The 16,823-nt window shown below is 61.7% G+C and carries 12 protein-coding genes; 2 read left to right on the top strand and 10 right to left on the bottom strand.

Annotated features, from left to right (window positions below):
• Nucleotides 1–40: 40 nt before the first annotated feature.
• The 5 genes from DWZ52_RS04065 to DWZ52_RS04045 form a co-directional block, all read right to left on the bottom strand.
• Entirely contained in the window at nt 41–1,801 is a 1,761-nt protein-coding gene (locus tag DWZ52_RS04065; protein WP_199579110.1) for a DUF6020 family protein, read from the bottom strand.
• Between the two features lie 135 nt (nt 1,802–1,936).
• Nucleotides 1,937–2,758 (bottom strand): prolipoprotein diacylglyceryl transferase, encoded by an 822-nt coding sequence (gene lgt, locus DWZ52_RS04060; RefSeq protein WP_117637655.1) that lies wholly within the window; start codon nt 2,756–2,758, stop codon nt 1,937–1,939.
• Between the two features lie 109 nt (nt 2,759–2,867).
• Nucleotides 2,868–3,146 (bottom strand): NifU family protein, encoded by a 279-nt coding sequence (locus DWZ52_RS04055; RefSeq protein WP_117637654.1) that lies wholly within the window; start codon nt 3,144–3,146, stop codon nt 2,868–2,870.
• Nucleotides 3,147–3,318: 172 nt separating this feature from the next.
• Nucleotides 3,319–3,843, bottom strand: a complete 525-nt coding sequence (locus DWZ52_RS04050) for a dCMP deaminase family protein (protein ID WP_099432128.1) — start codon at nt 3,841–3,843, stop codon at nt 3,319–3,321.
• Between the two features lie 85 nt (nt 3,844–3,928).
• Entirely contained in the window at nt 3,929–4,780 is an 852-nt protein-coding gene (locus DWZ52_RS04045) for a type III pantothenate kinase (protein WP_118384958.1), read from the bottom strand.
• 192 nt (nt 4,781–4,972) lie between these two features.
• Between DWZ52_RS04045 and DWZ52_RS04040 the strand changes: the two genes are divergently transcribed.
• Together DWZ52_RS04040 and DWZ52_RS04035 are read left to right on the top strand one after the other, a co-directional pair.
• Nucleotides 4,973–6,676 carry an OPT/YSL family transporter gene (locus tag DWZ52_RS04040; RefSeq protein WP_118384957.1) on the top strand — a complete coding sequence of 568 codons (1,704 nt, stop codon included), beginning with the start codon at nt 4,973–4,975 and terminating at the stop codon, nt 6,674–6,676.
• Between the two features lie 215 nt (nt 6,677–6,891).
• A complete protein-coding gene (locus DWZ52_RS04035) occupies nt 6,892–8,031 on the top strand; it encodes a DUF389 domain-containing protein (protein ID WP_117756877.1) in 1,140 nt (379 codons plus the stop codon).
• A 125-nt stretch (nt 8,032–8,156) separates the two neighbouring features.
• Here the strand turns inward: DWZ52_RS04035 and DWZ52_RS04030 are convergent, their stop codons facing one another.
• From DWZ52_RS04030 to DWZ52_RS04010, 5 genes are all read right to left on the bottom strand, one after another.
• Nucleotides 8,157–8,606: a hypothetical protein gene (locus DWZ52_RS04030; protein WP_117637650.1), complete on the bottom strand. Its 450-nt coding sequence runs from the start codon at nt 8,604–8,606 to the stop codon at nt 8,157–8,159.
• A gap of 270 nt (nt 8,607–8,876) precedes the next feature.
• Nucleotides 8,877–9,836, bottom strand: coding sequence for a 3-hydroxyacyl-CoA dehydrogenase (locus DWZ52_RS04025; protein WP_118384956.1), 960 nt, complete (start codon nt 9,834–9,836; stop codon nt 8,877–8,879).
• A 416-nt stretch (nt 9,837–10,252) separates the two neighbouring features.
• Nucleotides 10,253–15,034, bottom strand: a complete 4,782-nt coding sequence (locus DWZ52_RS04020; RefSeq protein WP_118384955.1) for a 2-hydroxyacyl-CoA dehydratase — start codon at nt 15,032–15,034, stop codon at nt 10,253–10,255.
• Nucleotides 15,035–15,045: 11 nt separating this feature from the next.
• Nucleotides 15,046–15,756, bottom strand: a complete 711-nt coding sequence (locus tag DWZ52_RS04015) for a TetR/AcrR family transcriptional regulator (protein ID WP_118384954.1) — start codon at nt 15,754–15,756, stop codon at nt 15,046–15,048.
• 123 nt (nt 15,757–15,879) lie between these two features.
• Nucleotides 15,880–16,737, bottom strand: a complete 858-nt coding sequence (locus DWZ52_RS04010) for an HAD-IIB family hydrolase (protein ID WP_117800702.1) — start codon at nt 16,735–16,737, stop codon at nt 15,880–15,882.
• Nucleotides 16,738–16,823: the final 86 nt, after the last annotated feature.

The following is a 16,823-nucleotide window of genomic DNA, read 5'->3' as shown; positions in this document are numbered from 1 at the left end:
GTCCGGACCGCCCCGCGGTCCAACTTTCTGTCCGCACCCCCTAATAGTTATTGATGAGCGCCGAGATATAGCACTCGGGATCCTTTTTGAACATCTGCGCCCAGACCTCAAAATAGGCCTTGATGTCCTCCTGCGAGGCGTACTCGTTAAAGCAGTTCTTGACGGCATCGGACTTGTCAGGGTTGTAGCGGCGGCCCAGGTTCTCGTACTTGAGCACGCGATCGATCACGACGCGCTCCTCGTCGGTCACCAAACCGTCGCAGGGCGCCTCCACGATGGTGCCGTCCTCCTTTACCGTGGGGTTGACACCCGAGTTGAGGCCATCGTGCTTTTGAACGAAACGAGCCGTCTGCTGGAACGGAATCGAGAGAATTTCGCGCTTGGAGCCGGGCGTGATGTCGTGCGCCGGCATAAAGACCTTGGTGAAGTACATATTAGAGGCAAGGCAGAGCGCGAGCACCGCGAGGACGCCAACCCAGCGGAATCGCGGCGTGACGCATGAGACCGCGGTGCCCGTCTGCTTAGCCGCACGACGAGCGACATGTACATCCCATGCGCAAAACGCCGCCGCGATCATACACGCCGCCAGCGGAAACACCAGGCCTCCATTGCGCAAAAACGTGGAACCCATGGCAGCAAGCGCAAACAACAGCCAGTCATGGCGCGCAAAGAGCACGGGGGCCTTCTCGCCCGCACGCTCGGCATTGGCATCGCGACGGGGCAGGCCGCAGGCCACGAGCTTCACGGTCTGCACCAACAGCACCAAAAACGCGTCGGCAAAGAGCACGTCTTTGGTGAGCAGGGCCGCGTAGTTAGAGAACATGGGCATAAACACAAAGAACAGCAAGATCACGCCGCGGACCGGCAGGCTCACGCCCAGTTTGCGCAGCGACGAGACGGAATAGGCCATGCAGGCGGCCGTAATGACGAACTGAGCGCAGGTGTAGATGGCAAGCCCCGCATTGGCGCTGTTAAAGACCGAAAGCCCCAGTTGAACGCACGAGCCGATAATGGCCGTGTGCACGACCGGGTGATGCCCGTTGAGCAGGACATTGGGGTTGAGTAGGCGCAGGTAGTCGCTCGTGCCGTTGGGATAGTTGAACCACTGGCGAATCTGCGCACCCGTATCTCCCATAAAAAGGCCGGGCAGCGAAGCGATGAGCGTGGGCGCCCAGGCGATCATAAGCACCAGGAAGGGCCCGGCAAAGGGATGGGCCGAGAGCACGGCGTGAGCCACACGCCATACGCGGCCAAAGTGCGCTTCGAAAAACGGAATGCGCCGAGAGCTCAGCCAATCTAGACACTCAAAAGCCAGGTAGAAGGCAACGATCGCCAAGAGCATCCAGCCCGCGCCGCCAATCCAGGCACAGATGATGCGGGCCTTGTCGCCAAGAACAATCTCGGCCGAGTCGGTGAGGTCGTAGCTGCGGCCGAACACCATGCAGATGGCGAAAAACAGCGACGGCAGAATGATCGACGGGCGCCAGGTGTCGCCACGGCCAAAGAATACGTAGCGAAACGGCAGCGTGAGCAGGCAGGCAAGCGCAAGCAGCATGACCGCGTCGGTATGGCCGGCAAACGAGAGGAGCACCTCGTAGCACACGTACAGCATGCCCGAGGCTTTGGGGTCAATCGCCAAGACTGCGTTGCTCGACACCGGGGCGGGATCGATGGAAAACGCCGTGGTCGCCAACAGCGCGAGCAGAAATGCGATGAGCGTCTGCTTGGCGGGGTAGCGCTTAAACCAGACGATGCGGGCCGCGTCGCGCGCAGCCGTTGTGGAGAGATCGGAATCCTTCACAGTCCAAAGAGCCTTTCTAGAAACCTGCCAAAAAGGGACAGGTTTATTTTGGCAGGTTTTATCTGGGGAAACGTTACGGTTCTGTCATCGTTGCCCAGCAAACCACCACAAAAGTGCCTGTCCCCTTTGTGGTGGTTAGGAGTCGAGGTAGATGCGCTGGGGACGGTTGCGGCGGAGGGCAAAGATGACGAGCGCCAGGCCCGCAATCACGAGCGGAAGGCTCAGCAGCTGACCCATCGTGATGACGCCGCCCAGCAGATAGCCCAGCTGGGCATCGGGCACGCGCACGAACTCGACGAGGAAGCGGACGATGCCGTAACCCATCACAAACACGCCCATAAACGTGCCCTGGGGCAGCAACGGCTTTTTGCGGCTGAGCACCTGCAGGATGCAGAAGAGCACAATGCCCTCAAGAAATGCCTCGTAGAGTTGGGAGGGGTGACGCGGCATATCGCCCGCAGTCCCGCCAAAGACTACACCCCAGGGCAGATCGGTCGGCTTGCCCCACAGCTCACCGTTGACAAAGTTGGCACAACGGCCCAGACACAAGGCCAGCGGCGCGCCGATGACAGCAAGGTCTGCCAGAGTCCATGCGTCGAGCTTATACATGCGGCAAACGATGATGCCGCCGATAATGCCGCCGACCAGGCCACCGTGGAAGCTCATGCCGCCTTCGTTGGTGGCAAAGATCTCGAGCGGATGTGCCCAGTAGTAGCCGTCGCCGTAAAAGATGACGTAGAACAGGCGGGCGCCGATGATAAGGCCAAAGACCACACCGACCACGACGCTCGTCAGGTCGTCAATCGTGATGCTAAAGCCCCAGCGACGCTGCGTGCGATACATGACGACCGCCGTGAGCAGAGCTCCGACCACATAGGCCAGACCATACCAGTAAATCGTGATGGGCCCCGCCGAAATCGCGACGGGATCAAGCATATGGTAGAAGTCGTTGAGCATGTCGACCCTCCTACTCCCTACATACAAATGCGGCCGCGGGCCTTGCGCTCGCAGCCGCATATTTGGGCGTAACGTCTATGCGGAGTATGCCGTCCGCAGCTTTCGCATCTTAGAACGGCGCGTACTCGTCGTACAGGTCGTCGGTCTCGCCGGAGGCATTAACCTGCTCGACACGGGTAACGCCGGGCACATGCTCCTTGAGGATACGCTCGATACCCATGGACAGGGTCAGCGCGCTCATAGGGCAGCCGGCGCAGGCACCCTGCAGCTCCAGTTTGACGACGCCCTCGTCGTCAACACCCACATACTCCATATCGCCGCCGTCGGCCTGCAGGTTGGGGCGAATCTCTTCAAGAACCTTCTTAAGCAGCTCTTCGTTAACAGCCACAGGGGCTCCTTTCTCACAATAACGCGGGCACGCCCGCGGACAGGGGCTATGTTACTACAGCCATGTACCCGCTCACGAGCCATCCATGCGCGCGGACACGACTTTCACGAGCAGTCAATTTGGGACGGGGATCTTTTAGCTGCCTGTTGTTACCAGCTGGCATTGTCACGCGCTACTGCTGAGCCTGCCCCTCGGTACCGATGTGAACATCGACGATAACCTGGCGGTAGCTAATACCGCAGGAGTCGAGAATGCGGCGGCTGATGCGGCCGTCGTCGGTGTCGGCGTACTTGTTGTCCAGGTAGACAACCTCGCCCACACCCACCTGCGCCAAAATCTTGGCGCAGTCGTGGCACGGGAACAGCGTGACGTAGACCGTGGAACCCTCGAGGTCCTTGAGCGAGCCACGGTAGTTGAGCACGGCGTTGGCCTCGGCATGGACCACGTAGTTGTGCTTGTCCTGCAGCGGGTCGTCGCTCGTACCCCACGGGAAAAAGTCGTCGTTGAGCGCCGAGGGCGTACCGTTGTAGCCCACCGAAAGGATACGGTGGTTGGTGCTGGCGATGCACGCACCCACCTGCGTGTTGGGGTCCTTGCTGCGGCGCTGTGCGGCGATGGCCACGCTCATAAAGAACTCGTCCCAGCTAATGACGTCCAGGCGCTTGCCTGACGAAGTTTGATGAAGATCGTCCGACATGGCAGACACCTCCGTAATCGCAATAGTTTGACCCATTGTAGCAGGTGAAAGGTGGGGGGCGTTTGTCCCACCGGCGCCCTCACTTTTACACGCGGCGGGGCTTTTGGTTGATGCGGTAGAGCTCGGCGAGTCCTCGCAACGTCAGCGCGTCGTCTACCGTCAGGCTGTGGCCGACCAGCGACGCGAGCGCCTCGGCATCGTCGCCGGTAATGACGATGGGCACGTCGCCCTCCCCCGCGGCCTTGGTCGCGCGCATCTCGGCGAGCACCATGTCGAGCATGCCGTCGATGCGGGCCACCTCGCCCAGAACCACGCCCGAACGCATGGCCTCGCGCGTGTTGCGGCCGATCACATGCGTGGGTGCCGAGGGCTCGACCTGCGGCAGACGCGCCGCAGCAGCCGAAAGCGAGCGGGCGCCAAGCGCCAGACCCGGCGCGATGACGCCGCCCACAAAGGTGCCGCGCGCATCGATGACCTCGATATTGGTCGTGGTACCCAAGTCGATCACGATGCACGGAGAGCCGTAGACGGCACGGGCCGCCACGGCGTCGGCAATGCGGTCGGGGCCGATCTCGGCCGGGTCGTCGTAGTGCACGGGCATGCCGGTCTTGAGGCCCGGCCCCACGGTGAGCACGCGCCCCGTACAAGTGCGGGAAAGCGCCGTCTTCCACGGGCGCTCGAGCGCCGGCACCACGCAGCTCAGCACAGCCGCAGCGGGAACGAGCGCGCCCGGCATGCCCGCATCGGCGGCAAGCGCGCCCATGACCTGCACGAGACGCATGCGCGCCTCGTCTGCTGTGATGCTCGACGGCGTGGTGATCTCGCACGTCGCAAGCGGGCATTCCTGCGCCGCGGCCGAATCCTCGGCAAACAGGCCAAAGCGAATGAACGTGTTGCCCACGTCGACCGTCAATATATATGCGCACCCATTAAGCATCGTCGGCGCTCCTTTCGTCTGCCCAGCAGTATATCGCCTACCTAAACCAGTCATCCCAAAATGACTAGCTTGCGGCTATACTGGTGCGCGGTCGCGCGCGAGCTCACGCGGCGGCCCTTGGTAACCCGACTTCCCGCGCCGTATCCGTAACGGCGCTCCCGGGGGAAGCGGATATACGCAAAGGAGTTTTATATGAGCAATCCCTCGAACCGCGCTTCGATGCGCGGGCAACTCACGCTGCGCGGCGTCGTCATCGGCGTCCTTGGCTGCGTGATCATCACGGCAAGCTCGGCCTACACCGCCCTCAAGATGGGCGCACTCCCCTGGCCGATCGTCTTTGCTGCCGTCATCTCGCTGTTCTTCCTCAAACTCATGGGCAACGCCAACCTCAACGAGGCAAACGTCACCCACACCATCATGTCCGCAGGCGCCATGGTCGCCGGCGGTCTGGCGTTTACCATCCCGGGCGCCTGGATGCTGGGCTATGCCGACCAGATTAGCTGGCTCGACATGTTTATCGTGGCACTCGCCGGCACTATCCTGGGTCTGCTGGCCACCGCGCTCATCCACCGTCACTTTATCGTGGACGCCGCGCTTGAGTTCCCCACCGGCAACGCCGCAGCTCAGACCTTGCGCGCGACCGAGGCTGGCGGCAAGACCGGCAAGCAGCTCTTTGGTTCCATGGCCATCGCCGGCATCTATAGCGTGCTGCGCGACGCTCTGGGCATTGTGCCCAGCATGCTGTGCACGCTCAACATCCCCGGCGTGACCTTTGGCATCTACAACTCGCCCATGCTGCTCTCCGTCGGCTTCCTCGTGGGCTTCGCCCCGGTCGCCTTCTGGTTTGCCGGCGCCCTGCTGGGCAACTTTGGCATCATCGTGGGCGGCACCGCTGCCGGTCTGTTCGACGTTGTGACTGCGCAGGGCATCGTCAAGTCCCTGGGCATGGGCCTCATGATGGGCTTTGGCGTCGCCGTCGTCCTCAAGGACATCCTGCCGCAGGTCGCCGGTATCGTCCGCGGTCTTGCCGCCGACAGCTCCACCGACACCGACGAGCAGTCGCTCATCTCGGGCTCCCTTAAGCTCGACGCCGGCATCATCGGCCTGGGCGCTGCCGCCATCGCCGTGATCGTCGCCATCGCGCTCGACCTTGGCCCCGTCCCGGCCGTCATCGTCACGCTGTTCACCTTTGTCACCACCATCATGAGCGCGCAGAGCTGCGGCCAGACGGGCATCGACCCCATGGAGATCTTCGGCCTCATCGTCATGCTCATCGTGGCTGCCTTCGCACAGATCGCCCAGGTCAAGCTGTTCTTTATCGCCGGCATCGTGGCCGTGGCATGCGGCCTTGCGGGCGACGTCATGAACGACTTTAAGGCCGGCGCCGTGCTGGGCACCAATCCGCGTGCGCAGTGGATCGGCCAGGCCATCGGCGGCATCGTGGGCGCCCTGGTCGCCGCTGCCGTCATGGTCGCGCTTGTCACCGCCTATGGTCCGGATGCTTTCGGCCCCGACAAGAGCTTTGTGGCCGCGCAGGCAAGCGTCGTCGCCACCATGGTCTCGGGCATCCCGAGCGTGCCGTGGTTCGCAGGCGGCTTTATCGCCGGCATCGTCATGTACTGGCTCGGCATTCCGGCCATGATGATCGGCCTGGGCGTGTACCTGCCGTTCTACATGTCGCTCACGGCCTTCTTGGGCTCCTGCGCCAAGCTCGCCTACGACAAGTGGGCCGCACGCCGCGACGCCGCTGCCGGTCTTTCGGACGAGGAGAAGGCCTCCAAGGATGCCGCCTTCCAGGAGCAGGGCCTGGTCGTCGCCAGCGGCCTGCTCGGCGGCGAGTCCATCGTCGGCGTTATCCTGGCGTTTGTCTCTGTTGGTCTGAGCCTGCTGGGGTAGGCCGAACAACAACGCACCAGCGCAGAGCGCGGGGTCGGAATCAAACCGGCCCCGCGCTTTTTTGTCTATTTGACTCTTATGATCCTCACGGCGTTTTAGCCATGTCGATTGTCCTGACTTCCAGGTCAACAAACCTTGTCTGACACCTCGCCTAACGCGGTGTAGAGTAAAGACGACAGACGCAAGAAGCGGCTCAGAAGCTAAACGAGGTAAGCATGGAACTCGACAAACAACAGATCAAGCGGCTGCGCGAGCGTCATCATCGTCGTCACGGTATACGCCCTGCACACAGCGAGGCCATGGAGAATGCCACCCGTTTCCTTAAGCAGGCGTTCAACATACGCGAGGGACGCGCGCCCTATCACGTGATTCGCAAGCGCTTTGTAAACGGGGCGCGCCTGACTGGCTCGCACTTATGCATCCTGATCATTGCCATGTTGATCGCGAGCATCGGCCTCGATATCGACTCGGACATTGCCATCGTGGGCGCCATGCTCATCTGTCCGCTCATGGGCTCGGTCCTTGCCATGGCATACGGCATCGCCACGCTCGACCGCGAGATTGCCGTCGAGGCAATTGCCGGCCTCGCGCTGCAGATGGTCTTTTGTCTAATCACGTCCACGCTGTACTTTAAGCTCTCGCCCCTTGGCACCACCACGGCCGCCATCATCGACAACTCGACACCGACTGTGTGGGACCTTGCCGTCGCGCTCGCGGGCGGCTTTGCGGGCGGACTGGGCAACTCGCGCGACCAGGAACCCGCCACGCTCATCGCCGGCGTGGCCGTGGCGACCGCGCTCATGCCGCCCCTGTGCGCGGCGGGCTATGGCATCGCCATCGCGAGCGGGTCGCTGTTTCTCTCGGCCCTCTACGAGTTTGGCATCAACGTCGTCTTTATCGCGCTGGCGGCCGAAGCCGTACTACTTCTTTTGCGCGTGCCGCTCAAGCGCGACCTCAACGGCGACGGCATTGTGACCGCCGAGGAAAATGCCGAGGTCGATGAGCTGTCACACAAGGTGCGCCGCCGCATCATCGTGGGTACGGTGATCTTTGCCATCCCCTGCATCGTCATGACCGCGGGGTCCATTGGCTCGGCACAGGCCGGCGTGCAGGACGGCTACGGCGTCACCGAAACCACGCGCGAGCTTGCCGCGGTGCTGCCGGGCTTTAAGGATTACACCGTTGCCGTCGAGACCTCGGCCACCGAAGGCGAGGAGGAGGGCCTTGTCGAGCGCGAGGTTGTCGCCCACGTGACGACAAGCGAGGCGCTTGGGGCACACGACCGCCGTGTAGCCCGCAAGCTCATCGACCTCAATGTGCCCGAGCTCGATCGCGTGGAGTTTGATGTGCAGTAATACGCGACGTGGGATGGATGCGCGCAGCCGCGAGTCACGACATGGCGCAGACGTGACGCGGGCCACGAGCAAATAGCGGGGCGCGGTCCATGGCCGCGCTCCGCTCGCTGATTTATTGCCGTGAATCATCTGTCCGCATCGACATCGCCAGACTCCACTGTAAACGCCGGACCGGTACTCACCAGATAAAAACGGGTCACCCTGGTATCTCTAAATAGGTAGAGCAAGCCCTGATCGCGTCGGCGCGAAATATACGCCACGTGGACCGCACCGAATTCTTCGCCGTTTTCCTTCTTTAATATCAGGATGTTGGGGTCATCCGTACGCTTAAACTGCCCGTCTGTGCAGATTCCGTCTTGGTCGACCAGCTGCCATCGACAGTTGTCCTCCTCAAGAAAAGCCAGGGTTTCCCGACTTGTTTCGTCATCCCGATAGTAACCATCAATGGCAAAGCCTTCGGAAACGCATTCCTGCATATAGGATGTTTCTCGATTTATAGCAAACTGCCCTGCAGCGCCCAGGAGCACAGCCAGGCAGACCACTGCGAGGGCTATCGAGATAGTACGGCGGTTCATGTCAACCAGCCCGATACTTGTTTAACGGAGTGCAAAACATACTTGGTACCTCCGGTATCATGACGAACGTCACCTACGGCCTGCCGGCAATCATATGTTTACAACATCAAACCATATGGCAACCACTCGCGAGAGGAGTATCGGCGAACGGTGCATTTTTGCGTTCTATTGGCCAAACGTCAACGCGCGCTACGGCTCTTGCTCGACCTATTCAGATCTTGTCGCATACTACCGTAGATCCCCAACGCTTCCGCCCCCAAGAGATCATTTTTAGTACGTAAAGAAGCCCTCGCCCGAGCTTTCGCCCAGCTTACCTTCGTCGAGCATCTTCTTGAGGACGGACGCCATAGCCTTAAAGTTGTAGGGCATCATCATCTTCTTGAGCAGCGGGCTCACCAAGCCCGGCACCTTCTGATACTGCATGACGATGTTGTAGGCCGTCTGGATACCCACCGTGTCGAATACGCGGAACGGGCCCTTGGGAGCGCCGGTGCCACGCGTCCATGCGAGGTCAATGCTCTTGGGGTCGCTCACGCCCGAGACGTACAGGTCAAGACCCGAAAGCAACCACGGTACCAGCATGGAGTTGAGCAGGTAGCCGTTCTTTTCCTTGTTGACGGGCAGGGCAAGCATGCGGATGTCGTTGGCGAAGTCGACGAGCTCGTCGAAGTAGCGCTTGTCGGTTTGGTCCTGTGCCATGACCTCGGTCATGTTGTTCTTCCAGATAGAGTTGGCAAAGTGCAGCGACAGGTACTTCTCGGGACGGCCGGTGTACTTGGCAAAGGTGCTCGGCAGCAGCGTGGATGAGTTGGTCACGATGACGGTCTTTTGCGGCAGAACCGGGGCGAGCTTCTTGTAGAAGTCGATCTTTGCCTGGGTGTCCTCGGCCATAGACTCGATGACCAGGTCGGCGTCGGCCACGGCCTTGGCAAGATCGAGCTCCAGCTTGAGTGTGGAGTAGGCACGCTCGACGGCGGCGAGCGCCGCTTCCTTGTCGAAGGGCTGGGTGCCATCGGCGATACCGGCGCACCACTCGCCCGTACCGTCCGCCATGCCCTCGATTGCCGCGATGTACTCCTTGCGCACGTGATCGATCTTGGGCTGGGTGCGGCCGATGCTGCCCTCGCTGCGCAGCCAAATCGTTGCACCAAAGCCGCAGTAGGCAGCCTGAAAGGCAATCTGGCTTCCCAACACGCCGCCGCCGGCAACACAAACGGTCTTGTAGCTCATGGAACGGTCCTCTCTTACGTAATTCCATAGATGTGTATTTATTCAACCGTAAGGATGGCACGCGCAGGGGTTGGGTTCTATAAACGGGCGGTATTTCGCGGCAAACGGCTACATATGTTCATTATCTCAGGGTTCTGGAGGCAATTTTTGGTGCCACCGAGACGTTGTTTTCGGAAGTATGCGGCAAATTCCGGAGCCCTCGAGCACACCCCGGTTTTTCACCAATAAAACCGCAGGTACAAAGCTTGGGCATATCCAGTGTGCTCGGCCTATTCAAATTTTGCCGCATACTTCCGAAATCCAAGTTCGCAGGGGGTGATAGTTGGACCGTTTACGCAACAGATGTCCAGTAAAAACGGGTGGTAACCGGTACGGCTGCCACCCGTTTGTCCCATATCTAGCCCATAGCAGGCCAGTTACTTCTTAATGCCGCGTCCCAGGCGCTCGGCGACCGATGCCACGGCCTCCTCGCTGGCCGGCCCGCAGCTCACACAGCCGTCATGAGCACGCATCTGGCCGGTGACCTCGTCCATCGCGAGCGGCGCCACCTTCTCGAGCTTAAAGCCCTTACCGGCGCGCATGTTCTCCTTGGCCACGCTGATCATGAGCTTAATACGGTTGAGCTGGTTGACCTCGGATGCACCGGGGTCGTAGTCCACCGCGACAATATTGCTCTCGGGATGTTGGCGGCGCAGCTCCTTGATCACGGCCTTGCCCACCACGTGGTTAGGCAGGCACGCGAAGGGCTGCGTGCAGATAATGTTGGGTGCACCATGGTCAATCAGGTCGAGCATCTCGGCCGTGAGCAGCCAACCCTCGCCCATGTTGTTGCACACCGAAAGCACCGTGCGGGCCTTGTCGGCCATGGTGCCGATGCGCTCGGGCGCCTCAAAGCGGCGAGACTTCTCGAGCATCTCCTCCACCGGCGTGCGCATCCAGTCCACAAGCTTGATGAGCGCCTGCATGCCCGCGCGCGTAGTGGCAGAGCTTCCCAGCTCGTCCTTCTGCAGCTCGGCGTTGCTCATGGAGTACAGGAAGAAGTCGAGCAGGCCCGGTACCACGGCCTCGCAGCCCTCGCGCTCGATCACGTCGACCACGTGGTTGTTGGCCGTGGGGTGGAACTTGACCAGGATCTCACCGACCACGCCCACGCGCGGCTTAGTACCCTCGCCCACGAGCGGCATGGTGTCGAACGCGCGGATGGCCTCGCGGCACAGCTTGGTGTAGTTGTGGCGGTTGAACTTGGGCGCCAGCTTGCGGGCGCGCGCCATGTACTCCTCGTAGAGTGCGTTCGCCGCACCGGGCGTGGCCTCGTACGGACGGCAGCGGTAGAGCATCTGCATCATCACGTCGCCAAAGAGCACTGCGTAGACTGCCTGCTTAAGCAGCGCCGGCGTAATCTTAAAGCCGGGGTTATCCTCGCCGAGTGCCACGGCCGAAAGCGAGATCACCGGGATCTCGGGGTGGCCGCTCTCGCGCAGGGCCTTGCGGATAAGCGCGATGTAGTTGGTGGCACGGCAGCCACCGCCGGTCTGGCTGATGACCACGGCTGTCTTGGACAGGTCGTACCGACCGCTCTCGATGGCCTCCATGATCTGACCCGTCACCAGGATCGACGGATAGCAGATGTCGTTGTTCACATAGCGCAGACCGGCCTCGACGGCATCGTGGTCAGTCGAGGGCAGCAGCTCCAGGTTGTAGCCGGCACCGCGGAACACCTCTTTGACCAGGTCAAAGTGGATCGGCGCCATCTGCGGGCACAGGATGGTGTAACCCTCCTCGCGCATCTGCTCGGTAAAGGGCACCTTGGGCCATGCGGTCGAGGCGCTCTCACGCTGCGCCTCGAACGTGTACTTGCGGCTCGCGAATGCGGGAGCATCCATGGAGGGTGCCACCGGCGCGGCGTCGCCCTGCTCGTAGGCCTCGCCCGCTGCCGTAGCCTCGGCCAAGCGCTCGGCCTCCTGGTCCTTGAGCGCCGCCATGAGCGAGCGGATGCGGATGCGCGCAGCGCCCAGGTTGGACACCTCGTCGATCTTGAGCACGGTGTAGATCTTGCCGCTGGCCTCAAGGATTTCCTGCACCTGGTCGGTGGTCAGAGCGTCCAGGCCACAGCCGAAGGAATTGAGCTGGATCAGATCCAGGTCGTTGCGCATCGTCACAAAACGGGCGACGGCATACAGGCGGCTGTGGTACATCCACTGGTCGACGACGCGAATCGGACGCTCAGGCTTTACCAGGTGCGCGAGCGAATCCTCGGTAAAGACCGCAAAGCCAAAGCTCGAGATAAGCTCGGGCAGGGCATGGTTGATCTCGGGGTCGTTATGGTAGGGGCGGCCGGCGAGCACAATGCCGTGGCCACCGTGGTCCTCGACCCACTTAAGAGCCTCCTCGCCCATGGTCTGGATGTCCTCATGGAAACGCGCATCGGCCTCAAAGGCAGCGTTGACAGCGGCATCGACCTCGGAGCGCGTGATCTTGGGCCCACGCACGCGACCGCGACCGGCTTGCGCATCGGCCACACGGTCGACGGCGAGCACCTGGTACAGACGGCGCTTGAGCTCGGTCTTGTCGTGATACGGCACAAACGGATACAGGAACTCGATGTTCTGCTCGCGGATCTCGTCGATGTTGAGTGCCAACGCCGTGGGGTAGCTCATGACGATGGGGCAGTTATAGCAGTTGCCAGCCGTCGGATCCTCCTTGCGCTCCCAGCGCACGCACGGCATCCAGATGAAGTCGACGTCACGGTCGATAAGGTTCATCACATGGCCGTGGCTCATCTTTGCCGGATAGCACACGCTCTCGGACGGCATGGACTCGATGCCCGCCTGGTAGGTCTTCTTGCTCGACTGGTCGGACAGCTGCACGCTAAAGCCCAGGCGCGTAAAGAACGCATGCCAGAAGGGGTAGTTCTCGTACATGTTGAGTGCGCGCGGGATACCCACGGTGCCGCGCGGGGCCTCGTCGGGGCTCAGCACCTCGCGGTTAAACAGCAGCTCGTTTTTCTTTTTGAAGAGGTTGGGGGCCTCGGTCTTTTGCTTTTTGTGGCCGGCACCCTTCTCGCAGCGATTGCCGGTGATAAAGCGCCTGCCGCCGCCAAAATCGTTGACGGTAAGCTGGCAGTTGTTGGAGCAACGGCCGCAGCGGACGTGCTTTTGCGTCACGGTGAGGTGCGCGATGTCCTCGGCCGAAAGGATGGTCGAGATGCCGTCGGCGCCGGCGCGATCGCGGGCGAGCAGGGCCGCACCGTAGGCGCCCATACAGCCGGCGATGTCGGGGCGCACGGCGTGAACACCGGTGAGCTGCTCAAACGCACGCAGCGTGGCGTCGGACATAAAGGTGCCGCCTTGGACGATCACCTGACTGCCGATCTCCTTGGGGTCGCGCAGCTTAATGACCTTGAACAGGGCATTCTTGATGACGGAATAAGACAGGCCGGCCGCGATGTCGCCCACCGTGGCGCCTTCCTTTTGCGCCTGCTTGACGCGCGAGTTCATAAAGACCGTGCAGCGGCTGCCCAGGTCGACGGGGGCCTTGGCATGAATGGCGGCATCGGCAAACGCGCGCACGTCCATGTTCATAGACACGGCGAAACTCTCGATAAAGCTGCCGCAGCCCGACGAGCAGGCCTCGTTGAGCATGATGTGCTCGATGACGCCGTCCTTGACGCGCAGACACTTCATGTCCTGGCCGCCGATGTCCAGGATAAACTCGACGCCGGGCAGGAATGCCTTGGCGCCGCGCAGGTGCGCGACGGTCTCGATCTCGCCGGAGTCGGCCTTGAGGGCCTCGATGAGCAGCGCCTCGCCGTAGCCCGTGGTGGTCACGTGGCCGATGGTGCAGCCCGCGGGAATGTGGTTGTAGAAATCGGCCATGATGACCTTGGCCGTGCCCAGGATGTCACCGTTGTTGTTGCCGTACCAGGTGTGCAGCAGCTGACCGTCCTCGCCCACGAGCGCGGCCTTCATGGTGGTGGAGCCGGCGTCGATGCCGATGAACACGCGGCCGGTGTAGCCGTCGAGCTTGCCCTTGGGGACGACTTCCTGGTCGTGGCGGTTCTTGAACTCAGCAAAGTCCTCGTCGGTGGCAAAGAGCGGATCCAGACGCTCGACCTCGGCACCCTGCGTGTCGCCCAAGCTGTCGATGGCCTCGATGAGCTGCGGGAACGTGCTGAGCTTATTGGACTCGTGCGCCATGGCGGCGCCGCTCGCCACAAACAGGTGAGCGTTTTGGGGCACGATACGGTGCTCCTCGTCCAGGTTGAGCGTGAGGTAGAAGCGGTGGCGCAGCTCGGAGAGGTACTGCAGCGGGCCGCCCAGGAAGGCGACGTTGCCACGGATGGGACGGCCGCACGCCAGGCCCGAGATGGTCTGGGTCACGACGGCCTGGAAGATGGAGGCGGCCACATCCTCGGGACGGGCGCCCTCGTTGAGCAGCGGCTGGACGTCGGTCTTGGCAAAGACGCCGCAGCGGCTGGCGATGGGATAGATGGTGGTGGCGTTGGCCGCGAGCTCGTTGAGGCCGCTCGCGTCGGTGTGCAGCAGGGTTGCCATCTGGTCGATGAACGCGCCCGTACCGCCGGCGCAGGTACCGTTCATGCGCTGCTCGATGCCGTTATCGAAGTAGATGATCTTGGCGTCCTCGCCGCCCAGCTCGATGGCGACGTCGGTGGCCGGGATGAGGGTCTCGACGGCGCGTTTGCTGGCGATGACCTCCTGGACAAACTCCAGCTCGAGCCACTGGGACAGCAGCAGACCGCCCGAGCCGGTAATGGCGCAGGTCATTTGGGCCGTCGGCAGCACGGTCGCAGCACCCTCGAACAGGTCACGGGCGCAAGCGCGGACATCGGTGTGATGGCGCTGGTACTTGGCGTACACGATCTGGTTGTCGTCGTTGAGCACGGCGAGCTTGACGGTGGTGGAGCCCACGTCGATGCCCAGGTGCAGGTTACCGTGGGCGGCCTCGGGGTTGAAAATCGCGCCTTCGGGGGCGTGGGCGGCGGCTACGGGCTCAGTGGCGGTAGCGGGCTCCCTAGTGACGGACGCCTCCCCTGCCACGTTCTTGGCATCGGCAACTGCCTCGGCAACTTTCTCGACAGCCGCGGTCGCGGCCTTCTGCGCGGCGTCCATCACGGTGGGCGCGGCCTCGCGTGCGGCAGCGACCACACGATCCTTAATGCCCTCGACGAGCTTGCTCATTGTCTCTCCTCTTAGTTGTTGGACTCGACGGTTGCGGCGGTGTCGGCCGCGTCCTCGAGCTGCAAGTTCAATAGCTTCATGCCGTATTCCGGCACGTTGATATCGATGGGTTGGCCATACAGGTCACCAGGGCGCACAAAAGCGAGCACCGTCATAATGCGTGCCATGGCCTCGGGCGATTCGGTGAGCCCACTCTCAAACCAGCGCTGAATCAGGCCGACCTCGGCACTCACGACGTAGGTGACGTAGTAGTCAAAGAACGTGCCCAGCGCCAGGCCCAAAATGCCCGTCTGCGCACGCGGCACCACAGCCTCACGCGCGGTGTCGATGATCCTTTTAATGAAGGCCTGGTCGCCGCCCGGACCCAGCAGCGCACCAATTAAGTCGCGGTTGGCCGCAAGATAACGCAGCAGCTCAACCGAACCGGGCGCCGGCTCGAGCTCATCGATGTTGTGATAGAGATCAGGCAGCTGAGCTGCGGTGATGAGCTCAATGCGCTCACGGATCTCAGCCAGCAAGCCGTCCTCGATTTGATTGATAAAGTCGGGGATATCGCGGTAGTGCGAATAGAACGTGCGGCGCGTAAGGCCAGCGCGCTCGGTGAGCGACGCGACATTAATGCGCGAAAGGTCGCCGCTTTCGGCAAGCTCGCTGGCAAGTGCCTGGCGAAGGGCACGCTGCGAGCGAAGGGACCGGCGGTCGCATTTCTCGAGCTGGGACAAGCGTCCTCCTTGTTACTCAGCCTGTGCGCTATTGCACAGTGCGAGTATTATTGCACACCGTGTGCATCAACACGTAAAGGCAATATTTAGAATGTGACGAGGGGCAGTCCCTTTGTCACATTATTATTCGATGATGGTGCGGGAGTTCTGCTTGCGCATGGTGGCGAGCATGTGTTTGGGGACGGCGTGGACCATGCAGTTGCCGATGGTCGCGCTCGCGGCGGCCTTAGCTGCATCGCTTGCGTTTTTGGTCGCGTAGCTGTGGCGGAAGCGTTTGAGCATGGCGATGTCGTTGCCGCCGTCGCCGTAGACCGCGACCTCATCCTCGGCAATCCCGTAGTAGCCCGCCAGCCAAGCCACGCTCTCGCCCTTGTTGCACGCCACGTCCGTGATCTCGAACATCACGGGGTCGAACGGCGCGTTGACCACGCGGTCCGAGCGCTCGGCCAGATACGCCTTAAGGTCGCGCTCCAGCTCGGGCGAGGTCACGCGACAGTTGATCTTGCACACATCGTGGCGCAGGATGTCACCGATCGACTGGCCGAAATACTGTTCCTCGTGATACCCGCCACGTGCACGCATACCGCGCATCACAATACGCTTGATGGGGCTGTCCTTTTTAAAGCCCGCCTGATGCATCTCGAACGAACCGCTCGAGTACATGCCATCGGGCGTGGAACAATCAAAGCAAATGTCCGGGAACGCCTTGAGCAGTTCCTCAGTGACCTGCGGGTCGACGGTCCAGGTTTTGAGCACCTCGCCATGACTGTCGCGCACGATGGATCCGTTGGAGCAGCAGGCGTCAAGCGCCAGGCCTGTAAAGCCATGCTCGCCGATTGGCAACGTCGAGCGTCCGGTCGCGGGAACCACATGCAAGCCGGCCTCGGTCAGCTCGCGAATGGCACGGCGGATAGTCCCGTCCGCCTCGTGCAGGGCGTTAAGCAGCGTTCCGTCTAAGTCACTCGCGAACATCTTGATCATGGGCGTGCCTCTCTTTCGTCTGCACGTTATTTTAGACGAAAGAGAGGCACGCCTATGCAAGGGTGTTCCAACGCGCCAGGGCATTC

Origin of the sequence: Collinsella sp. AF33-16 (assembly GCF_003475325.1) — a bacterium.
Lineage (GTDB): Bacteria > Actinomycetota > Coriobacteriia > Coriobacteriales > Coriobacteriaceae > Collinsella.
The sequence above is the reverse complement of the archived record's forward strand: the minus strand, read 5'-3'. Positions and strand labels throughout refer to the sequence as shown.

Excerpts from the sequence above, each read along its gene's own strand:
- lgt (WP_117637655.1), bottom strand. The coding sequence starts at position 2,758 with ATGCTCAACGACTTCTACCATATGCTTGATCCCGTCGCGATTTCGGCG.
- DWZ52_RS04050 (WP_099432128.1), bottom strand. The coding sequence starts at position 3,843 with ATGTCGGACGATCTTCATCAAACTTCGTCAGGCAAGCGCCTGGACGTC.
- DWZ52_RS04045 (WP_118384958.1), bottom strand. The coding sequence starts at position 4,780 with ATGCTTAATGGGTGCGCATATATATTGACGGTCGACGTGGGCAACACG.
- DWZ52_RS04040 (WP_118384957.1), top strand. The coding sequence starts at position 4,973 with ATGAGCAATCCCTCGAACCGCGCTTCGATGCGCGGGCAACTCACGCTG.
- DWZ52_RS04035 (WP_117756877.1), top strand. The coding sequence starts at position 6,892 with ATGGAACTCGACAAACAACAGATCAAGCGGCTGCGCGAGCGTCATCAT.
- DWZ52_RS04030 (WP_117637650.1), bottom strand. The coding sequence starts at position 8,606 with ATGAACCGCCGTACTATCTCGATAGCCCTCGCAGTGGTCTGCCTGGCT.
- DWZ52_RS04025 (WP_118384956.1), bottom strand. The coding sequence starts at position 9,836 with ATGAGCTACAAGACCGTTTGTGTTGCCGGCGGCGGCGTGTTGGGAAGC.
- DWZ52_RS04020 (WP_118384955.1), bottom strand. The coding sequence starts at position 15,034 with ATGAGCAAGCTCGTCGAGGGCATTAAGGATCGTGTGGTCGCTGCCGCA.
- DWZ52_RS04010 (WP_117800702.1), bottom strand. The coding sequence starts at position 16,737 with ATGATCAAGATGTTCGCGAGTGACTTAGACGGAACGCTGCTTAACGCC.